This is a genomic window from Microcoleus sp. B9-D4, from assembly GCF_036705105.1.
GTDB lineage: Bacteria > Cyanobacteriota > Cyanobacteriia > Cyanobacteriales > Microcoleaceae > Microcoleus.
Map to the genome: position 1 here is coordinate 37810 of NZ_JAUBTS010000046.1, position 21061 is coordinate 58870.

At 44.9% G+C, this 21061-nt stretch carries 14 protein-coding genes and 1 tRNA gene; 7 read left to right on the forward strand and 8 right to left on the reverse strand.

Annotated features, from left to right (window positions below):
- The first annotated feature begins 33 nt into the window (after nucleotides 1-33).
- From tkt to QUB24_RS23435, 6 genes are all read left to right on the forward strand, one after another.
- Nucleotides 34-2049: a transketolase gene (gene tkt, locus QUB24_RS23410; RefSeq protein WP_333155873.1), complete on the forward strand. Its 2016-nt coding sequence runs from the start codon at nucleotides 34-36 to the stop codon at nucleotides 2047-2049.
- Nucleotides 2050-2385: 336 nt separating this feature from the next.
- Nucleotides 2386-5181, forward strand: coding sequence for a PAS domain S-box protein (locus QUB24_RS23415; protein ID WP_333155874.1), 2796 nt, complete (start codon nucleotides 2386-2388; stop codon nucleotides 5179-5181).
- Nucleotides 5182-5229: 48 nt separating this feature from the next.
- Complete coding sequence (locus QUB24_RS23420) at nucleotides 5230-5676, forward strand: response regulator (protein WP_333068300.1); 447 nt, start codon at nucleotides 5230-5232, stop codon at nucleotides 5674-5676.
- Nucleotides 5677-6119: 443 nt separating this feature from the next.
- On the forward strand, nucleotides 6120-6272 hold the full coding sequence (locus QUB24_RS23425) for a hypothetical protein (protein WP_333155876.1): 153 nt from the start codon (nucleotides 6120-6122) through the stop codon (nucleotides 6270-6272).
- 91 nt (nucleotides 6273-6363) lie between these two features.
- Complete coding sequence (locus tag QUB24_RS23430) at nucleotides 6364-7866, forward strand: ATP-binding protein (protein WP_333155877.1); 1503 nt, start codon at nucleotides 6364-6366, stop codon at nucleotides 7864-7866.
- Nucleotides 7867-7991: 125 nt separating this feature from the next.
- Nucleotides 7992-9080 (forward strand): response regulator, encoded by a 1089-nt coding sequence (locus QUB24_RS23435; RefSeq protein ID WP_333155878.1) that lies wholly within the window; start codon nucleotides 7992-7994, stop codon nucleotides 9078-9080.
- Between the two features lie 210 nt (nucleotides 9081-9290).
- On the opposite strand, the gene QUB24_RS23440 is transcribed toward QUB24_RS23435, so the two are convergent.
- The 4 genes from QUB24_RS23440 to QUB24_RS23455 form a co-directional block, all read right to left on the reverse strand.
- Complete coding sequence (locus QUB24_RS23440) at nucleotides 9291-11897, reverse strand: PAS domain S-box protein (protein WP_333155879.1); 2607 nt, start codon at nucleotides 11895-11897, stop codon at nucleotides 9291-9293.
- Nucleotides 11894-12289: a response regulator gene (locus QUB24_RS23445; protein WP_333155880.1), complete on the reverse strand. Its 396-nt coding sequence runs from the start codon at nucleotides 12287-12289 to the stop codon at nucleotides 11894-11896. The genes QUB24_RS23440 and QUB24_RS23445 overlap by 4 nt, the downstream gene beginning before the upstream one ends.
- Nucleotides 12290-12414: 125 nt before the next feature.
- Complete coding sequence (locus QUB24_RS23450; RefSeq protein WP_333155881.1) at nucleotides 12415-13851, reverse strand: response regulator; 1437 nt, start codon at nucleotides 13849-13851, stop codon at nucleotides 12415-12417.
- On the reverse strand, nucleotides 13844-16711 hold the full coding sequence (locus QUB24_RS23455) for an ATP-binding protein (protein ID WP_333155882.1): 2868 nt from the start codon (nucleotides 16709-16711) through the stop codon (nucleotides 13844-13846). The genes QUB24_RS23450 and QUB24_RS23455 overlap by 8 nt, the downstream gene beginning before the upstream one ends.
- 371 nt (nucleotides 16712-17082) lie before the next feature.
- Here QUB24_RS23455 and QUB24_RS23460 point away from each other — a divergent pair.
- Nucleotides 17083-17155: transfer RNA gene (locus QUB24_RS23460), tRNA-Arg, on the forward strand.
- 66 nt (nucleotides 17156-17221) lie between these two features.
- On the opposite strand, the gene QUB24_RS23465 is transcribed toward QUB24_RS23460, so the two are convergent.
- The 4 genes from QUB24_RS23465 to QUB24_RS23480 all read right to left on the reverse strand — a co-directional run.
- Complete coding sequence (locus QUB24_RS23465) at nucleotides 17222-17506, reverse strand: flagellar alpha dynein (RefSeq protein ID WP_333155883.1); 285 nt, start codon at nucleotides 17504-17506, stop codon at nucleotides 17222-17224.
- A 32-nt stretch (nucleotides 17507-17538) separates the two neighbouring features.
- A complete protein-coding gene (locus QUB24_RS23470) occupies nucleotides 17539-17832 on the reverse strand; it encodes a hypothetical protein (RefSeq protein WP_333155884.1) in 294 nt (97 codons plus the stop codon).
- 174 nt (nucleotides 17833-18006) lie between these two features.
- Nucleotides 18007-20736 (reverse strand): DUF5906 domain-containing protein, encoded by a 2730-nt coding sequence (locus QUB24_RS23475; protein ID WP_333155886.1) that lies wholly within the window; start codon nucleotides 20734-20736, stop codon nucleotides 18007-18009.
- A 134-nt stretch (nucleotides 20737-20870) separates the two neighbouring features.
- Nucleotides 20871-21061 (reverse strand): hypothetical protein (locus QUB24_RS23480; RefSeq protein WP_333155887.1); only part of this gene is annotated, 191 nt, incomplete at its 5' end.

A 21061-nucleotide genomic window follows, 5' to 3' on the forward strand; every position in this document is an offset into this window, starting at 1 on the left:
CACACTCTCTCTTAACATATAAAAACCAGAATTATGGCTGTTGCAACCCAATCACTCGAAGAACTCTGCATCAACTCTATCCGCTTTTTGGCCATCGATGCGGTAGAAAAAGCAAAATCAGGACACCCGGGACTGCCGATGGGCGCTGCCCCTATGGCCTTCGTGCTGTGGGATCGGTTCATGCGGTTCAACCCCAAAAACCCCAAGTGGTTTAATCGCGATCGCTTCGTCCTCTCCGCCGGCCACGGCTGTATGCTACAGTACGCCCTCATGTACTTGACCGGCTACGATAGCGTCACCCTCGACGACATCAAGCAATTTCGTCAGTGGGAATCCAAAACCCCCGGACACCCCGAAAACTTTGTCACCGAAGGCGTAGAAGTTACCACAGGCCCCCTCGGACAAGGAATTGCTAATGCCGTCGGTTTGGCAATGGCAGAAGCTCACCTCGCTGCTAAGTTTAACAAGCCCGACCACACCATTGTTGACCACTACACCTATGTCATCATGGGTGACGGCTGCCACATGGAAGGCGTTTCTGGCGAAGCTTGTTCTTTGGCCGGACACCTCGGACTCGGCAAATTAATTGCCTTGTACGATGACAATCACATTTCTATTGAAGGCGACACAAGCTTGGCCTTTACTGAAGATGTCGGCAAGCGTTTTGAAGCTTACAATTGGCACGTTATTACAGTAGACAATACCGCTCTAGACGAAGATACTAACCTAGAAGCAGTTCACAAAGCTATTGAAGAAGCCAAAAAAGTCACGGACAAACCGTCCATGATTAAAGTCCGTACCATCATTGGTTACGGTTCTCCAAACAAGCGCAATTCCTACAGCGCTCACGGTGCTGCTTTGGGTACCGATGAAGTGCAAGCAACTCGCGATTTCTTGAAGTGGGAACACGCACCGTTTGAGATTCCTGATGATGCTTTGTCACACTTCCGCAAAGCAGTCGAACGAGGCGCTCAATCTGAGCAAGAATGGCACAAAGCTTTTGATGCTTATAAAGCAGCATATCCTGCAGAAGCTGCAGAATACGATCGCACAGTTGCCGGCAAACTTCCTGAAGGTTGGGATAAAGTTTTGCCGACATACAAGGCAGAAGATAAAGCAGATTCGACTCGGAATCATTCTGGAAAATGTTTGAATGCTTTGGCAGGTGTGCTACCTGAATTGATCGGCGGTTCCGCTGACTTGGCATCTTCTAACATGACTTTGCTCAAGGGTGAAAAAGACTTCCAAAAAGGCCAGTACGAAGGACGTAACCTGCGGTTTGGTGTGCGGGAACACGGCATGGGTGCGATCGCCAACGGTATGCTGTTGCATGGCGGTTTAATTCCTTACTGCGCTACTTTCTTGGTATTTGCTGACTATATGCGGGGAGCAATTCGCCTCTCTGCACTCTCGGAAGCTGGAGTTATCTATGTAATGACTCACGACTCCGTAGCATTGGGCGAAGACGGCCCCACTCACCAACCCGTGGAAACCATCGCTTCTCTGCGAGTAATTCCCGATTTGTTGGTAATGCGCCCTGCGGATGGTAATGAAACATCCGGCGCTTACAAAGTGGCAGTTGAAAGCCGCACCCGCCCAACTTTAATGGCTTTGTCGCGCCAAAACTTGCCTAACTTGGCTGGAAGTTCGATCGAAGGAACGGCCAAAGGCGCTTACATTTTGTCCGACGACGGCGGCACTCCCGACATCATTTTAATCGGCACCGGCGGCGAAACCTACCTCTGCGTTGATGCCGCTGAAAAATTGCGCGCCGCAGGCAATAAAGTGCGGGTAGTTTCGATGCCTTGCTGGGAATTGTTCGACTTACAAGATGCCGCTTACCGCGAATCTGTACTGCCGAAAGCTGTTACTAAGCGGTTGGCAGTTGAAGCAGGTTCTAGCTTCGGCTGGGGACGTTATTTGGGTTCTGAAGGCGATAGCCTCAGTATTGACAGATTCGGCGCTTCTGCACCGGGCCCCGTTGCTTTAGAAAAGTTTGGCTACACCGTTGATAATGTGGTAGCTAAGGCTCAGGCGCTGTTGGGTTAATAGCAGCAGCATAATTTTTGGTGGGGCGGGCTTCGAGCTCGCCCCATTTTTTATAAGATTATACAAGTTTAAAAAAGAATGCAACTGTAGACAAGCTCCAAATCCATACATAATCAGTCATTCCCAATTATTTAATCTAAAACTTAAAATCTAAAATTTTATTAGTCATAGACGCACGCTTTCTGAGGAAACCCGGTTCTGCCAACGAGGCATCTACGAAGAAACGAGGTTTGTAGCCCTCCGGCGTCCAGCACTGTATATTTCAGAAATTTGAGATAAGTTATAAGTTATTGGGTTAAATTTCCCATTACCCCTTCCACATTCCCAATTCTATTTATGATTTGGAACTTTTTAAATAAGCTGTTATTCACCGGAAATTATATTCCTCACGGCCACTGTTACCTTTGGCAGCGAGAGCTAGTCGCGCTCCACATAGTGTCAGACTCTATAATTGCCCTGGCTTACTATTCAATACCGCTATCGCTAATTTATATTATCACTCAGGGAAAAGACTTGCCATTTCGCAACATCTTTTGGCTGTTCGCAGCCTTTATTATCTCCTGTGGCACTACTCATATAATGGAAATTTGGACGCTTTGGCATCCTGTTTATTGGGTTTCTGGCAGTCTGAAAATTATTACCGCCGCGATTTCTGCTTACACAGCTTTTTCATTAATTCCTTTAGTTCCCCAAGCATTAACTCTCGTCACTCCAACTCAATTAGAGATGCTCGCTCGAATACTGCAAAAAGAAATAATTGAACGCCGAAAAACAGAAGCTCGCTATCAAACTTTAACTGAAGCTTCGCCGGTAGGAATATTTTATGCAGACGCTTTAGGAGACTGCTTGTATGTCAACGAGCGCTGGTGTCAAATTTCGGGAATAGCCTGCGATAGAGCTTTGGGCAAAGGGTGGTGGCAAGCCATTCATCCAGAGGACCGCCAGCGAGTTTTTGCTCAATGGTATAGCGCGGCGCAGGAGAAATTGCCGTTTAAATGTGAGTACCGCTTTCAAGGCATCAATCACGCTAAAATCAGTTGGGTCTTCAGTCAAGCTGTCGGTATAATCGGAGAAAATGGGGAGGTTAAAAGTTATGTTGGTACTATTACTGATATTACAGAACGCAAGCAGGTAGAAGCGGAAAATCGACTGCTCCATGAAACTCTGGAACATCGAGTTGCGGAGCGGATTGCTCAAATCGAAATTTCTCACCACTCATTGCCACAAGAAATAGCCTACCGACAAAGAATAGCGATAACTTTGTTGGAATTGACGCAACTGCAAAATGCAATTCTTAACAGCGCTCACTACACAATTATTTCTACAGATCCCGACGGTACAATTAAAATATTTAATCGCGCAGCACAGCGACTTTTAGGCTATTCCCCCGAAGAAGTGGTGGGGAAAGTCACGCTAGCAATAATTCACGATCCTGTGGAGATAGGTAAAAGAGCTGAAATTATTTCTCAAGAATTGGGAGTAAAAATAGAGCCGGGAATAGAAGTTTTTTTTGCTTTGCCACGCCGGGGAATAGCTGACGAAAATGAATGGATTTACATTCGCAAAGACGGTTCGCGGTTTCCGGTGCAATTGTCCGTGACTGTCTTATTCGATACTGAAGGAAATATCACTGGTTTTTTGGCTATCGGTCAGGATATTAGCGATCGCAAACAAGCTGAAAAAGAGCTGCGCGACCTCACCGCAGCCATGCAAAATGCGATGGAAGGCATTTCACGGCTAGATATTGAGGGACGCTACGTGAATGTTAACCGAGCTTACGCTCATAGATGCGGTTACGAACCAGAAGAAATGCTCGGCATGAAATGGCAGATCAGCGTACATCCGGGCGATGTTGAGATGATGCTTTCAGCTTATCAGGAAATGGTAATTTCTGGCAAAGTAGAAGTTGAAACTAGAGGCGTGCGGAAAAATGGCTCGTTTTTTTACAAGCAAGTAACAATGGTAAAAGCTTGGGACGCACAAGGGATATTTAACGGTCACCACTGTTTTATGAAAGATATCACCGAGCGCAAACTAACGGAAAGAGCGTTGCAGGAAAGTGAATTCAAGTACAGACAAATAGTTGAATTAGCAGAAGAAGGTATTTGGGTAATTGACAGCAATTCCCTCACGACTTACGTGAACCACGCAATGGCGCGAATGCTCGGCTATAGCGAATTAGAAATGTTCGGGAGGCCGCTTTTTGATTTCATGGACGAACAGGAAAAACCACAAGCTATTGATAATGTCGAGCGGCGCAAGCAAGGTATTGGTGAACAACACGAATTTAAATTCAAAAGCAAGGACGGCAAAGATATTTGGACTGATATGTCTACCAGTCCAGTCATGGACTCCCAGGGGAATCTGCTGTCTTGTTGCGCCTTGGTTTACAACATTACAGACCGCAAAGAAGCAGAGCAGCAAATGCTGCAACTTACAGAAGATTTGAAGCGTTCCAATGAGGAATTAGAACAATTTGCTTATGTGGCTTCCCACGATTTGCAAGAACCGCTCCGAGCCGTTACCAGTTACACTCAATTGCTGGCCCAGCGCTATCAAGGAAATTTGGACGATCGCGCAAATAAATATATTAATTATATTGTCGATGGCGCTACCAGAATGCAACAGTTAATTAACGATTTGTTGGCGTATTCGCGCCTGGGATCGAGGGGTCAGGAGTTTGAGGAGGCGGACTGCAACGCTGCTGTGAAGCAAAGTTTGTGTAATTTGCAAATTGCGATCGCCGAAACAAAAGCTGTAATCACCTGCGACGCGATGCCAACCGTGATGGCGGATGAATTTCAACTGGTGCAATTATTCCAAAATTTGCTCGCCAACAGCATCAAATTTTGTCGCCAAGATATCCCGTTGATTCATATCGCTGCCCGCAGGCAAGAGAGCGAATGGGTGTTCAGTGTCCGCGATAACGGCATTGGCATCGATCCGCAGTATGCCGATCGCATTTTTATCATTTTTGCGCGCCTGCATTCCCGCCGCCAATATTCCGGTACTGGTATAGGCTTGGCGATGTGCAAGCGCATTGTTGAACGCCACGGCGGTCGAATCTGGGTGGAATCTCAAGAGGGAAAAGGAGCGACTTTTTACTTCACTATTCCTATAATTAGTACCTGAAGCCTCAAAATTCAATTTTGTTTTTATACTTTAAAGGATACGCCTATTATGAGCGATCGAAGCACTGTTAGACCTATAGAGATTCTGCTGATTGAGGATTCTCCCAGCGATGCCGATTTGGCAATAGAAGTCCTCAGTCAGGGTAAAATATTGAATAACTTGCATTTTGTGGAGGATGGAGTCGAAGCAATCAAGTTTTTGCGCCGAAAAGAACCCTATCTCAGGGTACCTCGTCCCGATTTGATTTTGCTCGATTTGCATCTGCCGAAAAAAAGCGGTATTGAAGTGCTAGAAGAAATTAAAAATGACCCAAAGTTAAAATTAATTCCTGTAGTGATTCTCAGCACTTCAGCAGCTCCCGAAGATATTTTTAAGTCATACTCCCTCCACGCCAACTGTTACATAACAAAACCGGTAGACTTCGTTGAATTTACTAAAGTAGTCAGGTTAATTGAGGAATTCTGGCTGGCAGTCGTCAAACTTCCTCTAAATTAAACGAGCAGATGCTTTGCTTATGAACGCTCTAAAATTTTTTAACCTATAAAAATTCTGCTGGTGGATGATTTGCTCAGCGAGGCTGAATGGACTTTATAAAAGCTGGCGACCAGCAAGTTTTTAACTATTTGCATAAGACTAGAAGATATGGTATAGCAATCCTTGCAGGAGTCGTAAAAAGATGTAGGGGTAGTGCTACCCCTACTCCCCGTGCCTACCCCGGCCTCATGGGGGCAACCACGGGGGGTTTGCCCCTACAAGAATTACACAAATGATTGAGGATGGCTATATTAGCAATAAATGTAGTGAATAAAGAAGGCTTGTCTGTTCGCGTTTCCGTCCCGATTTAATCCGGCTTAACTTAAGTTCCCCTCAAAAAACGGTGAGAAATATTGATATAAATTAATTCAGCACTCAAGTTAAAAATGATTCCGGTGGTAATTATGACAACCTCAGCAGCCGATGAAGAGATGCTCAAGTTTTATGCCCTGTCAGCCCGGTGCTACATCACTAAGCCTATCGATTTTAGTCAAGTGGCTAAGCTGGTGAGATGGATTGAGGATTGGTGGCTGGTGGTGGTGACAGTTCCCAAATAATAATTTTCAAGTGCAAAATGGCATGGGAAAGCAAAAAAGTTTAACCTAAGATTGGTAGAGTAAAATTTTTACAGTCAAAAACGTCTAAGCTATGTGGATTAAGATTCTGTTAGTAGAAGACAATCCTGCTGATGCTGATTTGCTTGCAGAACTGTTAGAACTATCTGTGGGCGTCCAGTGGGAACTGGTGTCTGTTGAGTTCCTGCATGAGGCGATCTCACAACTGTGTAAACAACCCTTTGATGTAGTTTTGCTCGACCTTTCTTTGCCCGACAGCCGCGGTTTGGAAACCCTAACTCGCCTGCGAGAAGTGGCTCCTGATGTGCCAATGGTGGTAATGACAGGCTTGGACGATGAGGCGATCGCCCTAGAATCCGTTCGCTTGGGAGCTCAAGACTATATTGTTAAAGGTCAAATTACTACTCAATTATTAGTGCGGACGATCCGCTACGCGATCGAACGATCTCAAACATTTCAAATGCTGCGGGAAAGCGAACGCCGCTTTCGGGCGATTTTTGACTCTTCGTTTCAGCTAACCAAGCTGCTGACTCCCGCAGGAATTGTGCTGGAAGTCAACGAGACAGCCCTCGATTTTGCCGGATTGCGATCGGAGGGTATTGTGGGCCGCCCGATTTGGGAAATGGCGATTTGGGCCCAGTCGCCACAGGTTTCCGAACAATTGCAATCGGCGATCGGCAAAGCAAGTCGCGGCGAGTTTTTCCGCAGCGAAATCGACTTGTTAGGCAAAAGTGGCCAAATCATGACAGTTGATTTCTCACTGAAACCTGTTAAAAATGAAACAGGACAAGTTTTGCTGCTGATTGCGGAAGCCCGTGACATTAGCGATCGCAAACGAGCAGAAGCGGAAATTCTCAAAGCCCTCGCACGAGAAAAGGAACTTTCAGAATTGCGAGCTAAATTTGTCACAATGGTTTCCCACGAGTTCCGCACACCTTTGACAACCATCCAATTTTCCGCTGGATTGCTGCAAGATTACAGTTCTCAGTGGGCCCAAGATAAAAAATCTACTCATTTTGTGCGGATTCAATTAGCAATTAAACGCATGACAGAGTTATTAGAAGATATCCTCGTAATTGGCAAAATCGAAGCCAATACCTTGCAGTTTCAACCGGTTTCCTTAAACCTCGAAAAATTTTGCCGTCAACTGGTAGAAGAGCAGCAGCTCAACGACAGCAACCAACACCCGATCGCCTTTCAATATGAAGGCGACAACTGCGAGGCTCAAATGGATGAAAAACTGCTGCCGCAAATCTTGGGAAATGTCCTCTCAAATGCCATCAAATATTCCCCCATCGGCAGTACAGTTTCCTTGCACCTCAACTGTCAAAACAAAGAAGCTGTGTTCCAAGTTCAAGACCAGGGCATCGGCATTCCCCAAGCCGATCGAGAGCGGATATTAGAAACTTTTTACCGAGCTCCAAATGTCGGCACTATTTCGGGAACAGGTCTCGGTTTAGCAATTGTGAAGAGAGCTGTGGAACTTCACGGTGGCCAACTTGCGATCGAAAGTCAAGAAGGAAAAGGCACAACTTTCACTATTACCTTGCCTTTAATTTGCACTCCCCATCAATAACCACTGAATTATTAACTATATATATCTGCGATTTAACGATTAATCAAGCCCCTAACAAACAAACTAATCAAGTATCTAAACCCAGAATTTGTTCAAAAAACTACTAACTAAAAGGAGCTATCACCGTGGCTAAGATTTTGGTAATAGAAGACGAAGAAGCGATTAGAGAGAATATTTTAGAGTTGCTGGAAGCCGAGAATTTTGAAGGAATAGGAGCGATTAATGGCCAAGTCGGCATCAAATTGGCGATCGAAAAAATCCCGGATTTAATTTTGTGCGACATGATGATGCCGGAAGTAGACGGTCACGGCGTCATCAAAGCTTTGCGATCCGAACCCTTGACTGCCACAATTCCGTTTATTTTCCTCACAGCCAAAGCCGATAAAGTTGACGTTCGCACGGGCATGGAACTGGGAGCTGACGATTACATTACTAAGCCGTGTACGCCGCAAGAACTGCTAAAAGCCATTGCTATTAGACTTGAAAAACAAAAAACCATTAGCCGAAAATCTCAAAAGACGCTTGACGAATTACGCACTAATATTAGTATGTCGCTGCCCCACGAATTGCGGACTCCTTTGAATGCAATTCTGGGTTTTTCTGAGCTAATTATGTCAGAATATCAGGTCTTAGAGGAATCTGATATCTTAGAGATGATCGGTCAAATTCACACTTCCGGTCATCGCTTGTATCGGCTGATTCAAAACTTTTTGCTGTATGCAGAACTGGAGATAGCAGCCACAAATCCCGAACTGCTCAAGGAGATGCGAAACAGCGAATTTAGCTGTGTAAAATCTTTGCTGAGTCAAAAAGCGCTGCAGCAAGCAAAACACGCGAATAGAACCGACGATTTACAATTAAACTTGCAAGATTCGTCCGTAGCTATTGATTCTGTCAGACTCGCAAAAATTGTTGAAGAACTATTGGACAATGCCTTCAAATTTTCTTTAGAAGGAACGCCTGTTTTATTAAGCACTTTCGTCGAAAATCAGACTTTTATTCTGTCTGTCAAAGACCAAGGCCGCGGCATGACTACCGATCAGATTGCACAGCTAGAAGCTTACAGGCAGTTCGATCGCAAACTTTACCAACAAGCAGGTTTGGGATTGGGCCTGGCCATCGTTCAACGCCTTGTAGAATTGCACGGAGGAGAATTTAAAATAGAAAGTTTGCCGCAGCAAGAAACCATAGTTTGCGTTTCCCTGCCTGTCTAAACCATGATTATTCCAGTTTCCAAAAAGAATACAATTGTCGGCAAAATCCCCACCCTTATGGCATAAGTCCTTGCCAATTCTCAAATGTCAACTCTCAAATGGTATAGCGGTTCTCCAAAAAGTGAGGTATGCCCACGGAGGCCACGGAGGCCACGGAGGCCACGGAGGCCTATGCCGGATAGTACCTTATCTTTCGCTCGAAAGGCTATATTATGCAGGAGCGATCGCTCCTTTCAGACACCGCTGCAGATAAATTTGAGCTACCTTATCATTAGGGTTGATTTCCAAGCAGGCCGAAAACAATTTTATAGCTTCGCCACACTTGTCACTATTATAGAGTACCAAAGCTTGCTCAAAAATTGTCTTTGTCTCTAACTTTTTCTGTCGTAACTCTGGCGGATCTGCCGCAAATACTTCATAAAGTGTTACCATTCGCGATTTGCCTTTAACTGCTACGCGATCGATCAACCTAAAATCATAAATATCGTTCAACTGTATAAAAGTATGGTGAGTAATTAACATCGAAACTCCATACTCTTTTGTCAAAGTTTCCACGCGGGAGGCTAAGTTTACCGCATCGCTAATCACCGTGCTGTCCATCCGACTTTGGCCGCCCACCGTGCCTAACATCAAAGAACCCGTATTGATTCCTATGCCAATTTGCAGCGGCGGGCGATCGGGTCGATTGCGACTAATATTATACTCGTTAAGCTCTTCTAGCATTGCAATTCCAGCTTTCACAGCATCGTCCGCACTGCCATCAAACAGCGCCATAATCGCATCGCCAATGTATTTATCAATAAAACCAAAATTGTCAGTAATTGCAGGTTCCATCCGCGACAAATAAGCATTAATAAATTGAAAATTTTCTGCGGGATTCATCCTTTCCGAAAGAGAAGTGAAATCGCGGATATCTGAAAACAGCACCGACATTTCTTTCTGCACCTGATCGCCTAATTTGACTTCCAGAATACTTTCATATCCCAGAAAGTGGAGAAATTGGTGCGGTACAAACCGCCCGTAAGCATCTGTTAATTTTTCTTCTGCTGCTAAAGCTTTTTGCAACTCGTCTGTGAATTGGCGGCGCTCGGTTTCTACCTCTAGACGTTCCGTGATGTCTTGAAAAGCCGCGATGGCGTAAACTATGTTTTTCCGTTCGTCGTAGATTGGAGTCGCCCAAACCTCGATCGGCACAATCCGATCCGACCCATGAATTTCTAGATCGTCCATACGCACAAATTCTCCCCGCAACGCCCGAACAATCGGTTGGCTATCCCTCGGATACAATTGATTAGTTCCAGCGTCGTAAAAATGATAAGCTTCAGGAAATTGCTCAGTACCCCCATCAAAAATTAAACCTTGGGCTAGTATCCTTTCGCCCCAAGAATTCATGTAAAAAGGTTTACCCTTACCATCGACAACAAATATTCCCACTGGCATCGCTTCCAGGAATTGAGTCAATCGGCTTTCGTTTTCTGACAGTGCCTCATTTAACTTTTCTTCGGCTGCCAAAGCTTTTTCTAAATCATTAGTAAACCTAATTCGTTCTAGTTCCACCTGTCTTTGCAAACTAATATCCTTAGCAAAACCCTGATAGTAAAGCACTTCACCGTTAGCATCATAAACTGTGCGCGCATACTCAGAAATCCAGATAATGCTGCCATCTCGACAGTAAACCTGAGACTCAAACTCACACAGAGTACCGTGCTGTTTCATCAGCCCCAAAAACTCTTGACGGCGGTTCGGTTCCACGTACAATTGCTGCTGAATATCATTAATACTTTCTATCAATTCTGACGCAGAATCGTAGCCGTAAATTTCCGCCAGAGCAGGATTCGCACTGATAAAATGTCCGTCCGGCGTCGTCTGAAAAATACCTTCGAGAGCATTTTCAAATATCCCGCGATACTTCTCTTCAGCTTGAATTAGCGCCGCTTCAGCTTCCTTGCGTTCACTTATGTCACTAAAAGCAATAATCGCATAGGAAATGTCTCCTGTAGAATCATAAATTGGAGTTGCCCAACTCTCTACAGGAATAATCTTATTAGCTGTACGAATTTCTACACCCTCAGTCCGCACATTTTCGCCCCTAAGCGCCCGCATAATTGGCAATTCTTCAACGGGGCATCTTTGATTAGTCCCGGCTTTATAGAATTGATAAAGTGCTGCTTTTTGCTCGGAATTAATATGCGGCACAGTGCCTTTGCCAAATACATCCCGCGCTTTCTGGTTAGCGTAGAAAGATTGCCCGTTTGCATCAAGCACACACACGCCCAATGGCATAGCTTCTAGATATTGCGTCAAGCGACTTTCGTTTTCATGGAGTTTGGCAATCAGCATCGCCTGCTTGCGGTTTAATTTTACCAACTCCTGATTCATTTCCTGAAGTTCTTTTTGTTTTTCCGCTAATTGTTTATCTTGAAAATATCTATATATTGCCTCAGTGACAGTTAATTTTAAGTCATCACATTGCCAAGGTTTAGGTATATATCGGTACAATTTAGCATAGTTAATAGCATTGGCTACCGCATCCAAATCTGCCTGCCCCGTCAGCATAATCTTGAGACTGTTCGGCGAGATAGCATGAACGCTCCTTAATAGTTCGTCTCCTTTCATACTAGGCATAATATGATCCGAAATAACCAAAGGAACTTCATACTGTTCTGCTAAAAGTTCTGACAGCAACTCTAAAGCTTCTTCGCCACTTTGGGCCGTTTCAATTAAATATTTATCTTCAAAGGCTTTTAGCAGGTCTATTTCCAGACTATCGAGTATAGTCTGCTCATCATCCACACAAATAATGACTGGTTTTTTCATAAATTTGCTAGACCAGACTTAATCGCTTCAATTAATTCTTGATTTCGCCAAGGTTTTTCTATGAAAGCATGAAGATTAGCTTGATTTTTTGTGCGTTCGATTGCTTCTTTGTCGGCTTGTCCTGTCAGCATCACTGTCACAATTTTCGGATATTTTTGATGGATTTTAATCAGCAACTCATCTCCTTTCATTCCGGGCATCAACCAATCAGAGACAATTACTAAAATATTAACCTCAGCTTCACAGAGCTCTTCAATAATTTCCAGGGCCTCGGCAGCACTTTCAGCAAATTCGCAAAGATATTTACCGTTAAATGCCTGTTGCAGTTCAATTTCCAGACTTTCCAACACTCCTACTTCATCGTCCACACACAAAATTGCTGATTTAGACATCGCTAGTTTCCTTCTTTAGTGTGGCAGGGTGCACCCTCATGGGCAGCACACCGTTTTCCAAATTCTACATTCTGCGCGGGTAGACTGCAAATTTTCGCCCCAGACTTCAGTCTCCGACCCTGTACCTACTCAGTTAAATTAATCGGCAAAGACACGGTAAATGCTGTTTTACCGGGCTTCGACTCCACATCAATTTTACCCTGATGTTTTTCAATTATTTTTTTGACAATATCCAGTCCCAACCCGCTGCCTTCTCCGGCAGGTTTGGTAGTAAAAAAAGGCTCAAAAATTTTCGGAATAATCTCTGGTTGAATACCCTTACCGCTGTCAATAATTTTTACCAAGAGGCTGGTATCTTGTTGTACCGCGTCAATTATTAAAGTTCCTTGATTGTCCATCGCTTGTAAGGCATTGTGAATTAAATTTGTCCAAACTTGATTGAGTTCGTCTGGATAACACAGTACCACAGGCAATTTATCTTGATAGTTTCTGATCACTTCCACACCCTGCTTGATTTGGTTTTGATAAAGAGTTAATACAGTTTCAATTCCCTCCGTAATATTTACTTGTATTTTTTCCCCATTTACATCATAACGCGCATAATTTTTCAGGGCAAAGACGACTTTTGCAGCGCGTTCAGTAGCGGTAGCGATGGTTCGGGCGCTTCTGTGAATGCTAGCAAATTCGTAGGCTGTTTTTATAATATTTTCGCTGTCAGGATCTTTGAGCAACGACAAGAATTCTTGCAGATTTCCTTGCAATCCGATATTGAATAAAATGCTAGCAAGGCTGTCAGCATTGTCAATGCCTTCCGACTCTAGTTGCTGCTTCACTCCTTTTTTCAATACCCGTTTTTCTCGAGTTGATAAAGAGTAATTTTGTTGACTAGAACTGTACATCAAACGCAAGAAATCGTGCTGGCGTTCTGCTGACAGTTCTTTAAAAAAAACTGGCAAACTTTCGAGATTGTTATCCAAAAAGCTGGTAATATTTCCAATCGACGACCGAATCGCCCCCAACGGCGTATTAATTTCGTGAGCAATTCCCGCAATCAGTTGCCCTAATGCCGCCATTTTTTCCGATTGCACTAATTGATTCTGAGTAGCTTGCAGTTGGTCTAAAGTAACTGTAAGTTCATGGTTTTTCTGTTGGAGTTTTTTTCGCAACTGGCACATTGCTAAATGGGTTTCTACCCTCACTAGAACCTCTTCCACCTGAAAGGGCTTGGTAATATAATCTACCCCGCCCACAGCAAAGGCTTTGACCTTATCAAGTACGTCATTAATCGCGCTAATAAAAATTACCGGGATTTCGCAAGTTCGTTCATCAGCTTTGATCTTTTCGCAAACTTCATACCCATTCATTTCGGGCATCATAATATCCAGCAAAATCAAATCGGGAGGCATACCTTTTGCCGCCGAAAGCGCTAACTCACCGCTAGGTACCGGGCGAACTTTATAGCCCTTGCTGTTCAAAATTCCGGCTAGCAGCCGCAAATTAGCTGGGGTATCGTCAACTACTAAAATATTACCGCGATCGGTGCTAAGAAGGTCGTTATTCATGTGATATTGCTTCAGAGATTAAATTTAAAACTTTGTCGTACTCAAAATTTTCTATACCATTTGCGATCGCACCTGCAGTTACTGCATCCTTTAATCTAATTTGCTCGCTCAAGGTATCAATTAAATCCATATCTGCATTCAGTATCGCTAGCTTTAAATCAGCTACCAGTGAATCAGGCAATTTTACGAAATCAGCCGCACTCATAGCGCGATCGCCCTCTTTGATTGCCGATAAATCACTTTGAGCCGGATCTTCATAAATATAGCGCACTCCGATATGTTTGTGCATAGCATCAAAAATATCGGCTTCCCGGAAAGGCTTCCTCATAAAAGCATCGCAACCCGCCGATAAAATAACTGCCCGTTCTTCCTCCAAAACGCTCGCTGTCAGCGCAATAATCGCAGTAGCTTGACCTTTAATAGTACCTTTAATGTATTGCGTAGCTTCGTAGCCGTCCATCACAGGCATTCTCATGTCCATCCAAATGAGATGGGGTTCCCAACTATCCCAAATCTCAATAGCTTCTTGACCGTTAGTAGCTTCTTTTAGTTCAAAACCCAGAGGAGAGAGGATTTTAATTAACAGGTGGCGGTTGAGCGGTTTATCGTCTACTATCAAAATTCGATATGTGTGTTGGTTGGGAACCAGGGCTATAACATTCCGGCTCGGTTTTGGGCTTTCAATATCAGCCGCCTTGACCGCAATAACTTGAATGTCGAACTTAAAATTAGTTCCCTTACCAACAGTAGAACAGACGCTCATTTCGCCGCCCATTAATTCTACAAATTTGCGACTGATTGGCAATCCCAAGCCGGTACTTTCTTGCGAATCTTTGCCTGTCTTGGTTTGCACGAAAGGTTCAAAAAGAACGTCTAATTCCTTGGTAGCAATACCGGGGCCAGTATCCTCCACTTCAAAATGAAGGAAGAAGGAAGAGGTTGAAGCTGAATCGTCATTTGGGGTGGCAATGATCTGGTTGTTCGACTGACTGAATTGAGATATTTTAAGACCATTAATGGCGGAAAGTTCTGTATTTGGTGATACTTCGGAGTGCTCAATATTTCCCCCTTCTGCCTGCTGATTTCTGCCTAATGACTGCTTCCTAACTCTGACCGCTACACCGCCCTCATGGGTAAACTTAAGAGAGTTATTGAGCAGATTAATTAAGATTTGCCGCAACTTTAACTCGTCAGTTTCTATGTATTGTGGCACATCGGGACTGCGGTCAAAAACCAACTGCAAGTGCTTGTCATCTGCTTTGAGTTGAAACATATCTTCTAATTCATTGAGCAGGTGATAGAGGTCGATTTTATGGGGATTGAGGGTGGTGCGCCCCGATTCAATTTTAGAGAAATCCAGCACGTTATTAATCAGGGTAAGGAGGTGTTCTCCGCTGCTCCTAATTATGCTAATATTTTCTTGATTTTCTGGAGATAGAGTTTGGCTGCGAGTCATCAGTTGGGAAAAGCCGAGAATTGCATAGAGAGGCGATCGCAATTCGTGGCTCATATTAGCAAGAAAAGTGCTTTTAGCTTGATTCGCTACTTCCGCTTTGTCTTTAGCTATAGGCAATTCTGCCGTCCGCTCTTGCACTCGCTGTTCTAAAGTTTCAAAAGATTGTTGCAGTTGTTGAGCCATGCTGTTAAATGACTTGGCTAATTCCCCCAATTCGTCTGATCGTTCGCTTTCTACTGTTTTGTCCCATTCACCTTTAGCAATATTTTTGGCTGCTGTATTTAAGCTCAAGATAGGATTTGTCACCCACTGAGAAGTCAGAATGCCGATCCCCACCGCTACTCCTAAAGCTGCGAAACAAAGCAAAACCGCTGTGCGGGTATTGGCATCGATTTCTTTGGTGAAATCAGCTTCGGGAACAACTACGACTATCAGCCAGTCTAAACTTTTGCCGTCTTGGAACGGCAAGACTTTTAAAAATTGTCGCTTGTCATCTATTTCAAAGCTCAATAACTCGGATTTTTTAATTTGGTCTAATTTTTTAAACTTTGCAGTCAAATATTTAGCTGTCGCTTGAGTAAAAGGGTTGCTGCTTTCTTCCACTTTAAACAATTGTCTTTCATTACCTTTAGTGCGAAACGGTTTTTCTGTTGTGGAAGTTGCTAACAAAGTACCCTGGCGATCGATAATAAATGTTTGACCGGATTTTCCAACTTTGAGACTATTGAGAAATCTCCCAAGATGGTCGAGACGCAAGGCAGTAAATAAGACTCCTTCTAGCTGATTTTTGTCGCTGTATACGGCTTGGATAGCGCTGATAAGTAATGTCGGTTCTAGTAATGAAACAAAAACCGAACTCCAAGTAGGTTTGCCGACTTTTACGGCTTTTTGGTACGCAGGATGTTGCCGATGATCATAGTTTTTGGCAAGGGTGGTAACTGTAGTGCGATCGCCGAGAGCGTTCGTATTGTAAGAATTAAAATTTAACCCAGTAGAGGGGTCTATCACATTAATCATTCGGGAGCCGTTAGAAAGTTGTTGACCGCCTCTATAATTTCCCTTATTGTTGCCAACCGAGGTAAAATTGATATAGGGATATAATTGTACTTGCCGCCAAAGATATTTCTCCCAAGCTGATAAGTTTTCCATCTTTAACAAGCCGAGCTTGACAGCATCCAGCTTGGTTTGATTGATTTGATGGGGAGTTGTCAGGTAAATTTGCAGGTTTTGCTCGACACGCAAACTCACCTCGGTCATTAACTGACTGGCAAGGTTATTAACTGCTTTTTGTCCGTTTCTAAAAGACAGATATCCTACGAGTCCCACGGCTCCCAGGATTTGCAGTATAAATGGAACTATGAGAACAGTTCGCAGCGGTAATTTGTCTAAAATTTTAGAAACCATAAGATTCAGAGGTTTGGTGAACTTAGCCTAGAACCGTATTTGCACAACCTGTCTTAACTGTCGCACCATTTATTTACTGCCGCTTAGCTGGGGGGAATTGATGCGGGCTATTTTAGCTGTGGTAGATGCTCGACCCCGATCGAATGTGAACCTAATTTTTGCTATATTAAAGGCTGTTATTTTACCCCATTGTCGTATTATTTTGATAATTTAGGTAGAATTTTTAGTCCCTGGCTTCGAGAACTACCTAATAAACGCGATCGCGGGGCCGAGTTCAACCCCGGTAGGCCAAGCGATTTGGAGGCCGGCTAGGAAATTTGCGATCGGCACTCGCCATTTTCCGCAAGACGTGTTATACTTCAGAAAGTCGAGGGCACGTAGCTCAGTGGATAGAGCATCAGGTTCCGGTCCTGAGGGTCGGGGGTTCAAATCCCTCCGTGCTCATTTTGTATGTCTTTTGCGGAGTAAGGGTTTCAGGTTAATTGTATTACCGATAATCCTACTTTCCGCTCAAATTTCGCTCCCATCTGTTCCAAGTATCTCCAAAACCACCTCCATATCTGCCAAGTTTGCGCCCGACTTTTTGCGTCTGGCTTTCAACTGGTTGAGCAAGTCTGCCGGCTCTGGAAATTCTGCGACGGTCGGAGCCGAGTTTTTGCTTTCCTCCCGATCGCGCCGCACTTCCTTGAGTTCTTGCTCCAGCATCTGAACCTTCAGTCCCAAATCGCCGTTGCGCTCGTGTAACTGATTGAGTTCTGCATCCCATTCTGCAAGCTGCTTGTTGGCCGCTTTCAATTCCTGCCTGAGTGATTCATCGTTGCCCTCACTCAGGCACTCAATTTTCCCAAGCGTTCTTCAATCCTTGCTAATTTAGCCGCTAGCAGTGTGTCTAGCTTCCTGTCTAGCAATTTGTCTAGCACTGGCTCAATGTCCGAAATTTCGGACACTTGTGTCTGAGGTTGGATTGGCGGCGCTGCTATCGCCTGGTTGGCTGCTTGCTCTAAGGTTCGCACTACCCAAGCATTAACGCTCAAACCCTCTGCTGTTGCGACATCTTTAATGGTTTCGAGCAAGTCTCGGCGGCCGTCCAATCTCAAGTTAAGCTGGCATCTATCTGTCATATCTAGTGCCTGTCTAGTGGTTGTCTAGTTAAATACTAGCATTATGTCTAGTATTTGTCTAGTATTTCTAGAAAATTAGCGTCATTTGTCTAGTATGTGTCTAGTACGTATCTAGACACGAAAATCCCCCAATTAAGGGGGATAGGGATTGAGCCGTTAGTTGTCAGGCAGTGGCTAAATTTTCCGCAGGTCGCAGAAGAGCATTGAGATTACCCGTCCGCCCTTCATGCCTTCGCGCTCTTGCCAGTCAACCTTGCAACTGATGCTTGTGTGAATCTCAACGATGCGACCGTGCCAGTTGTAACTGGAAGCCTCCGGTTTGTTGCCAGCCACTTTGTCTCCGACTCTAAATGCTTTGAGCGGGTCGGAGCAAGGGACGCCTGTGAGTAACTCTGTCAGTTTTTGTTTGTCGGAATCCGAGAGTTTGGAGAAAGAATTGCAGAATTCCAAAATAGTAGGGTTTAGTGCTCCACCATCTCCTCCAACGCTCTGCGTAAGGATTGTGTGCTCCTCCACTGCTCCTCCAGTAATTTCTTGGTGGAGCACTGGAGGAGACGAATTCCTTGCTGTGTCTAGTGGAGGAGATGGTGGAGCACTTTTTCCACTTTTTTCAGTTTTTTGTTTTGTAAGGCCGATGTAGTAAAAATCTCCTTTCGTCCTATCACAATCAAAACCCCGTTCATTATGGCGATACTTCTCCAAGTTGGGGGCTAACTCGCTCAACCGGGCATACAGTTGGTTGATAGCTTTTACAGGAGTATCCCGCCCTGGTAGCTCATTCCAAACTCGTTTCTCCTTACCGTCGCGGTCATATTCAACCTCAAGAGTCCCCGTCTCTATGTACCAGTCCACCAAGTCAGCCCACGCATCTTTCGCGTAAAGGCGATCGCCTTTGCCGGCCTCATACCCCCTGTCTCGCATGAATTGCCACAGGTGATTTGATTTTTCTTGAGCTTCCCGTAAAGCAGCTTCGCCAGAACTATAGTCGATACCCTCAGTCAATATCAGAGGAATCCGAGCCAACATCATGTTGAGCATGGCAGGGGCAACGAACTTGAGGACGAAATCTCTGTCCTGTTTGAAGCGAGGGTCTGCCTCTAACTGCCCTCGACTTGCATCCGCCTTGACCGCGTAAGTTTTTTTGAAACTGACAATGCAGTATCGGCTCCTGATTGCTTCCGCATCACTGGTAATTGATGGCACCGCGTTGCAGTTCGCTAAAAACGTAGCTTGAGGTTCATAAGGATATTCCCCGCGTCCCTTGTGTTCAATGGTTAGCTCGTCTCCCGTGATGAACTGTTTGAGGCTTTGGAGCTTATCAAGTCTCACTGCTTCAGAATTTTCGCTCGACCAGTTACAGAGTGAATTCTCCAGACCAGCAAGAGGAAACTTCCGGCCGGTGTCGTAAATCTGGAAATCCTTAAGAGTTTTGCCCGTCATCCCCCGCCCAAGAATCACAAGAAGCACAATCCGCAAAGTATCTTTGCCGTTCAGACCTTCACCATGTAGTAACAAGCCTTTTACTCTTGACATCTTCAAACGAACCAGTGACAAGCAAAGGGAAGCGGCAAAGGTTCGGAGAATAATTTCTCGCTCCACTGGGTCGAGACATTCAAGAAGGCGATCGCAATCTGACGGATTTACGTTCGGGTCATACTTGCAGCCTACATACGTATAGATTTTGTCGGGACTGTGGCGGACAAGGGAGTGAGAGCCGTCATCGTGAATGAGCACTACACCGTTGGAGCAATTTAACCCCGGTGGATTGACTTCTTTAATGTCTACAGCGCGACCCAAAACCACCCAATTAAAAATCTCGTCAATACTTCCCGACTTGGCACGGTTGCAGACATAGATACCGTTGCGATTCTTCTCCGAGTAGGTGTTCAGCCAATCTCTGATACGCCGCTTCTCTAACTTTTCAGGCCGCTCCTCATAGTAAGTGCCAGTGAATTGGTAAAGTAACCCGCCGATGGACACCCAATGACCCTCAGAATAGAGCGCTGACTCAGCTTTTTGGACAAAATTTTGTTCTGGAACTGGCGCTGTGTCAGGGATGTAGTCATTTGACCTACCATTAGACGACAAACGTACTACATTCTCTCGCGTGCGTGCGTGAGAAGTTAAAGAATTTAAAACAGTCTGAGCGTCGATTTTTTCAGCTTCTATCCAATCGCTAACATCCAGTCCCTGACTCTTTTTGAGGTTGTTCCAAGCCCATTCGGCATCGGGATAACAGTAGAGCCACATTGCATTAGTGAAGTGTTCGGAAACTTTAGCCCCGTCCTCAACACCGGGTTCATCACGATCGGGAGCGATAGCCACTTGAGCGCCCTCTAAATCGCTTGTGTCAGAGTCTTTCCACTTACCCATGCCACCGATGCTTGTAGTGCCAACTAGCCCTATCTTCTCCAGCTCTTTGACGCAGTTCTCGCCGTCCAAAATAAAGACCGTTACACCTTGAGCTTTTGCCTCTTGCACCTTGGCGTAGTTGTAGACCGGAATATCAGCTCGTTGGACTTTACCCAAGCCCGTCACCCACTTGCTCGTAGCAGCGTCCCAGTGCTGTTGTCTAAATTCTTTTTTTCTCCCGTCACCGAAATCAATTCGCTTCACCCTTACAAGTGGCGAGCCGTCGCGGGCGGGGTAGTGGTAGTAGGTAGTGCTAGCGGGACGGATGGCTTTTTCTTGCTGGACTGGAGCGTAGTAGAAGTGACCGTCTTGGTCAGACTTGGTGGTTTTTTCCCAACCAGTAGCGGGCTGTTGGTCGCGGTTACAGACTGACAAATCGCCGAGGGAGTAGCACCAGTCAGGTTTGCCACAGTGGGGACAAGGGCTGTCTTTAGTTACACGGATAAGTTTGCCTGTGCCTGATTTTTGCCCGTTCGATGAGTTAAAATTCATACAGATATTTGACTCACCCTAGAGGTGAGTTTGATTACCAAAGACCGCTGACTACAGGTTCCAATTGCTGGCAGCGGTTTTTTGGTGGGTTAGTAAAGGATTTAGAGCTAGACAGGGGGAACCGCTCCGCAAAGTTAATAAGCGGACGCAGCTACGAAATCACAACGCTGTCTCTGTGGTGGCCAATGTCGGTCTAGGAGACTTTGCTTTATCTCTTCAAAGGTAAAGTCTCGCCGCTCAGACACTAGATTGTTGTCTAGCGTTGATGCTAGACAAAGCAGCAAAAGTATTGCAGGACTAAAAAATTCATCCCACAGCAGAATCC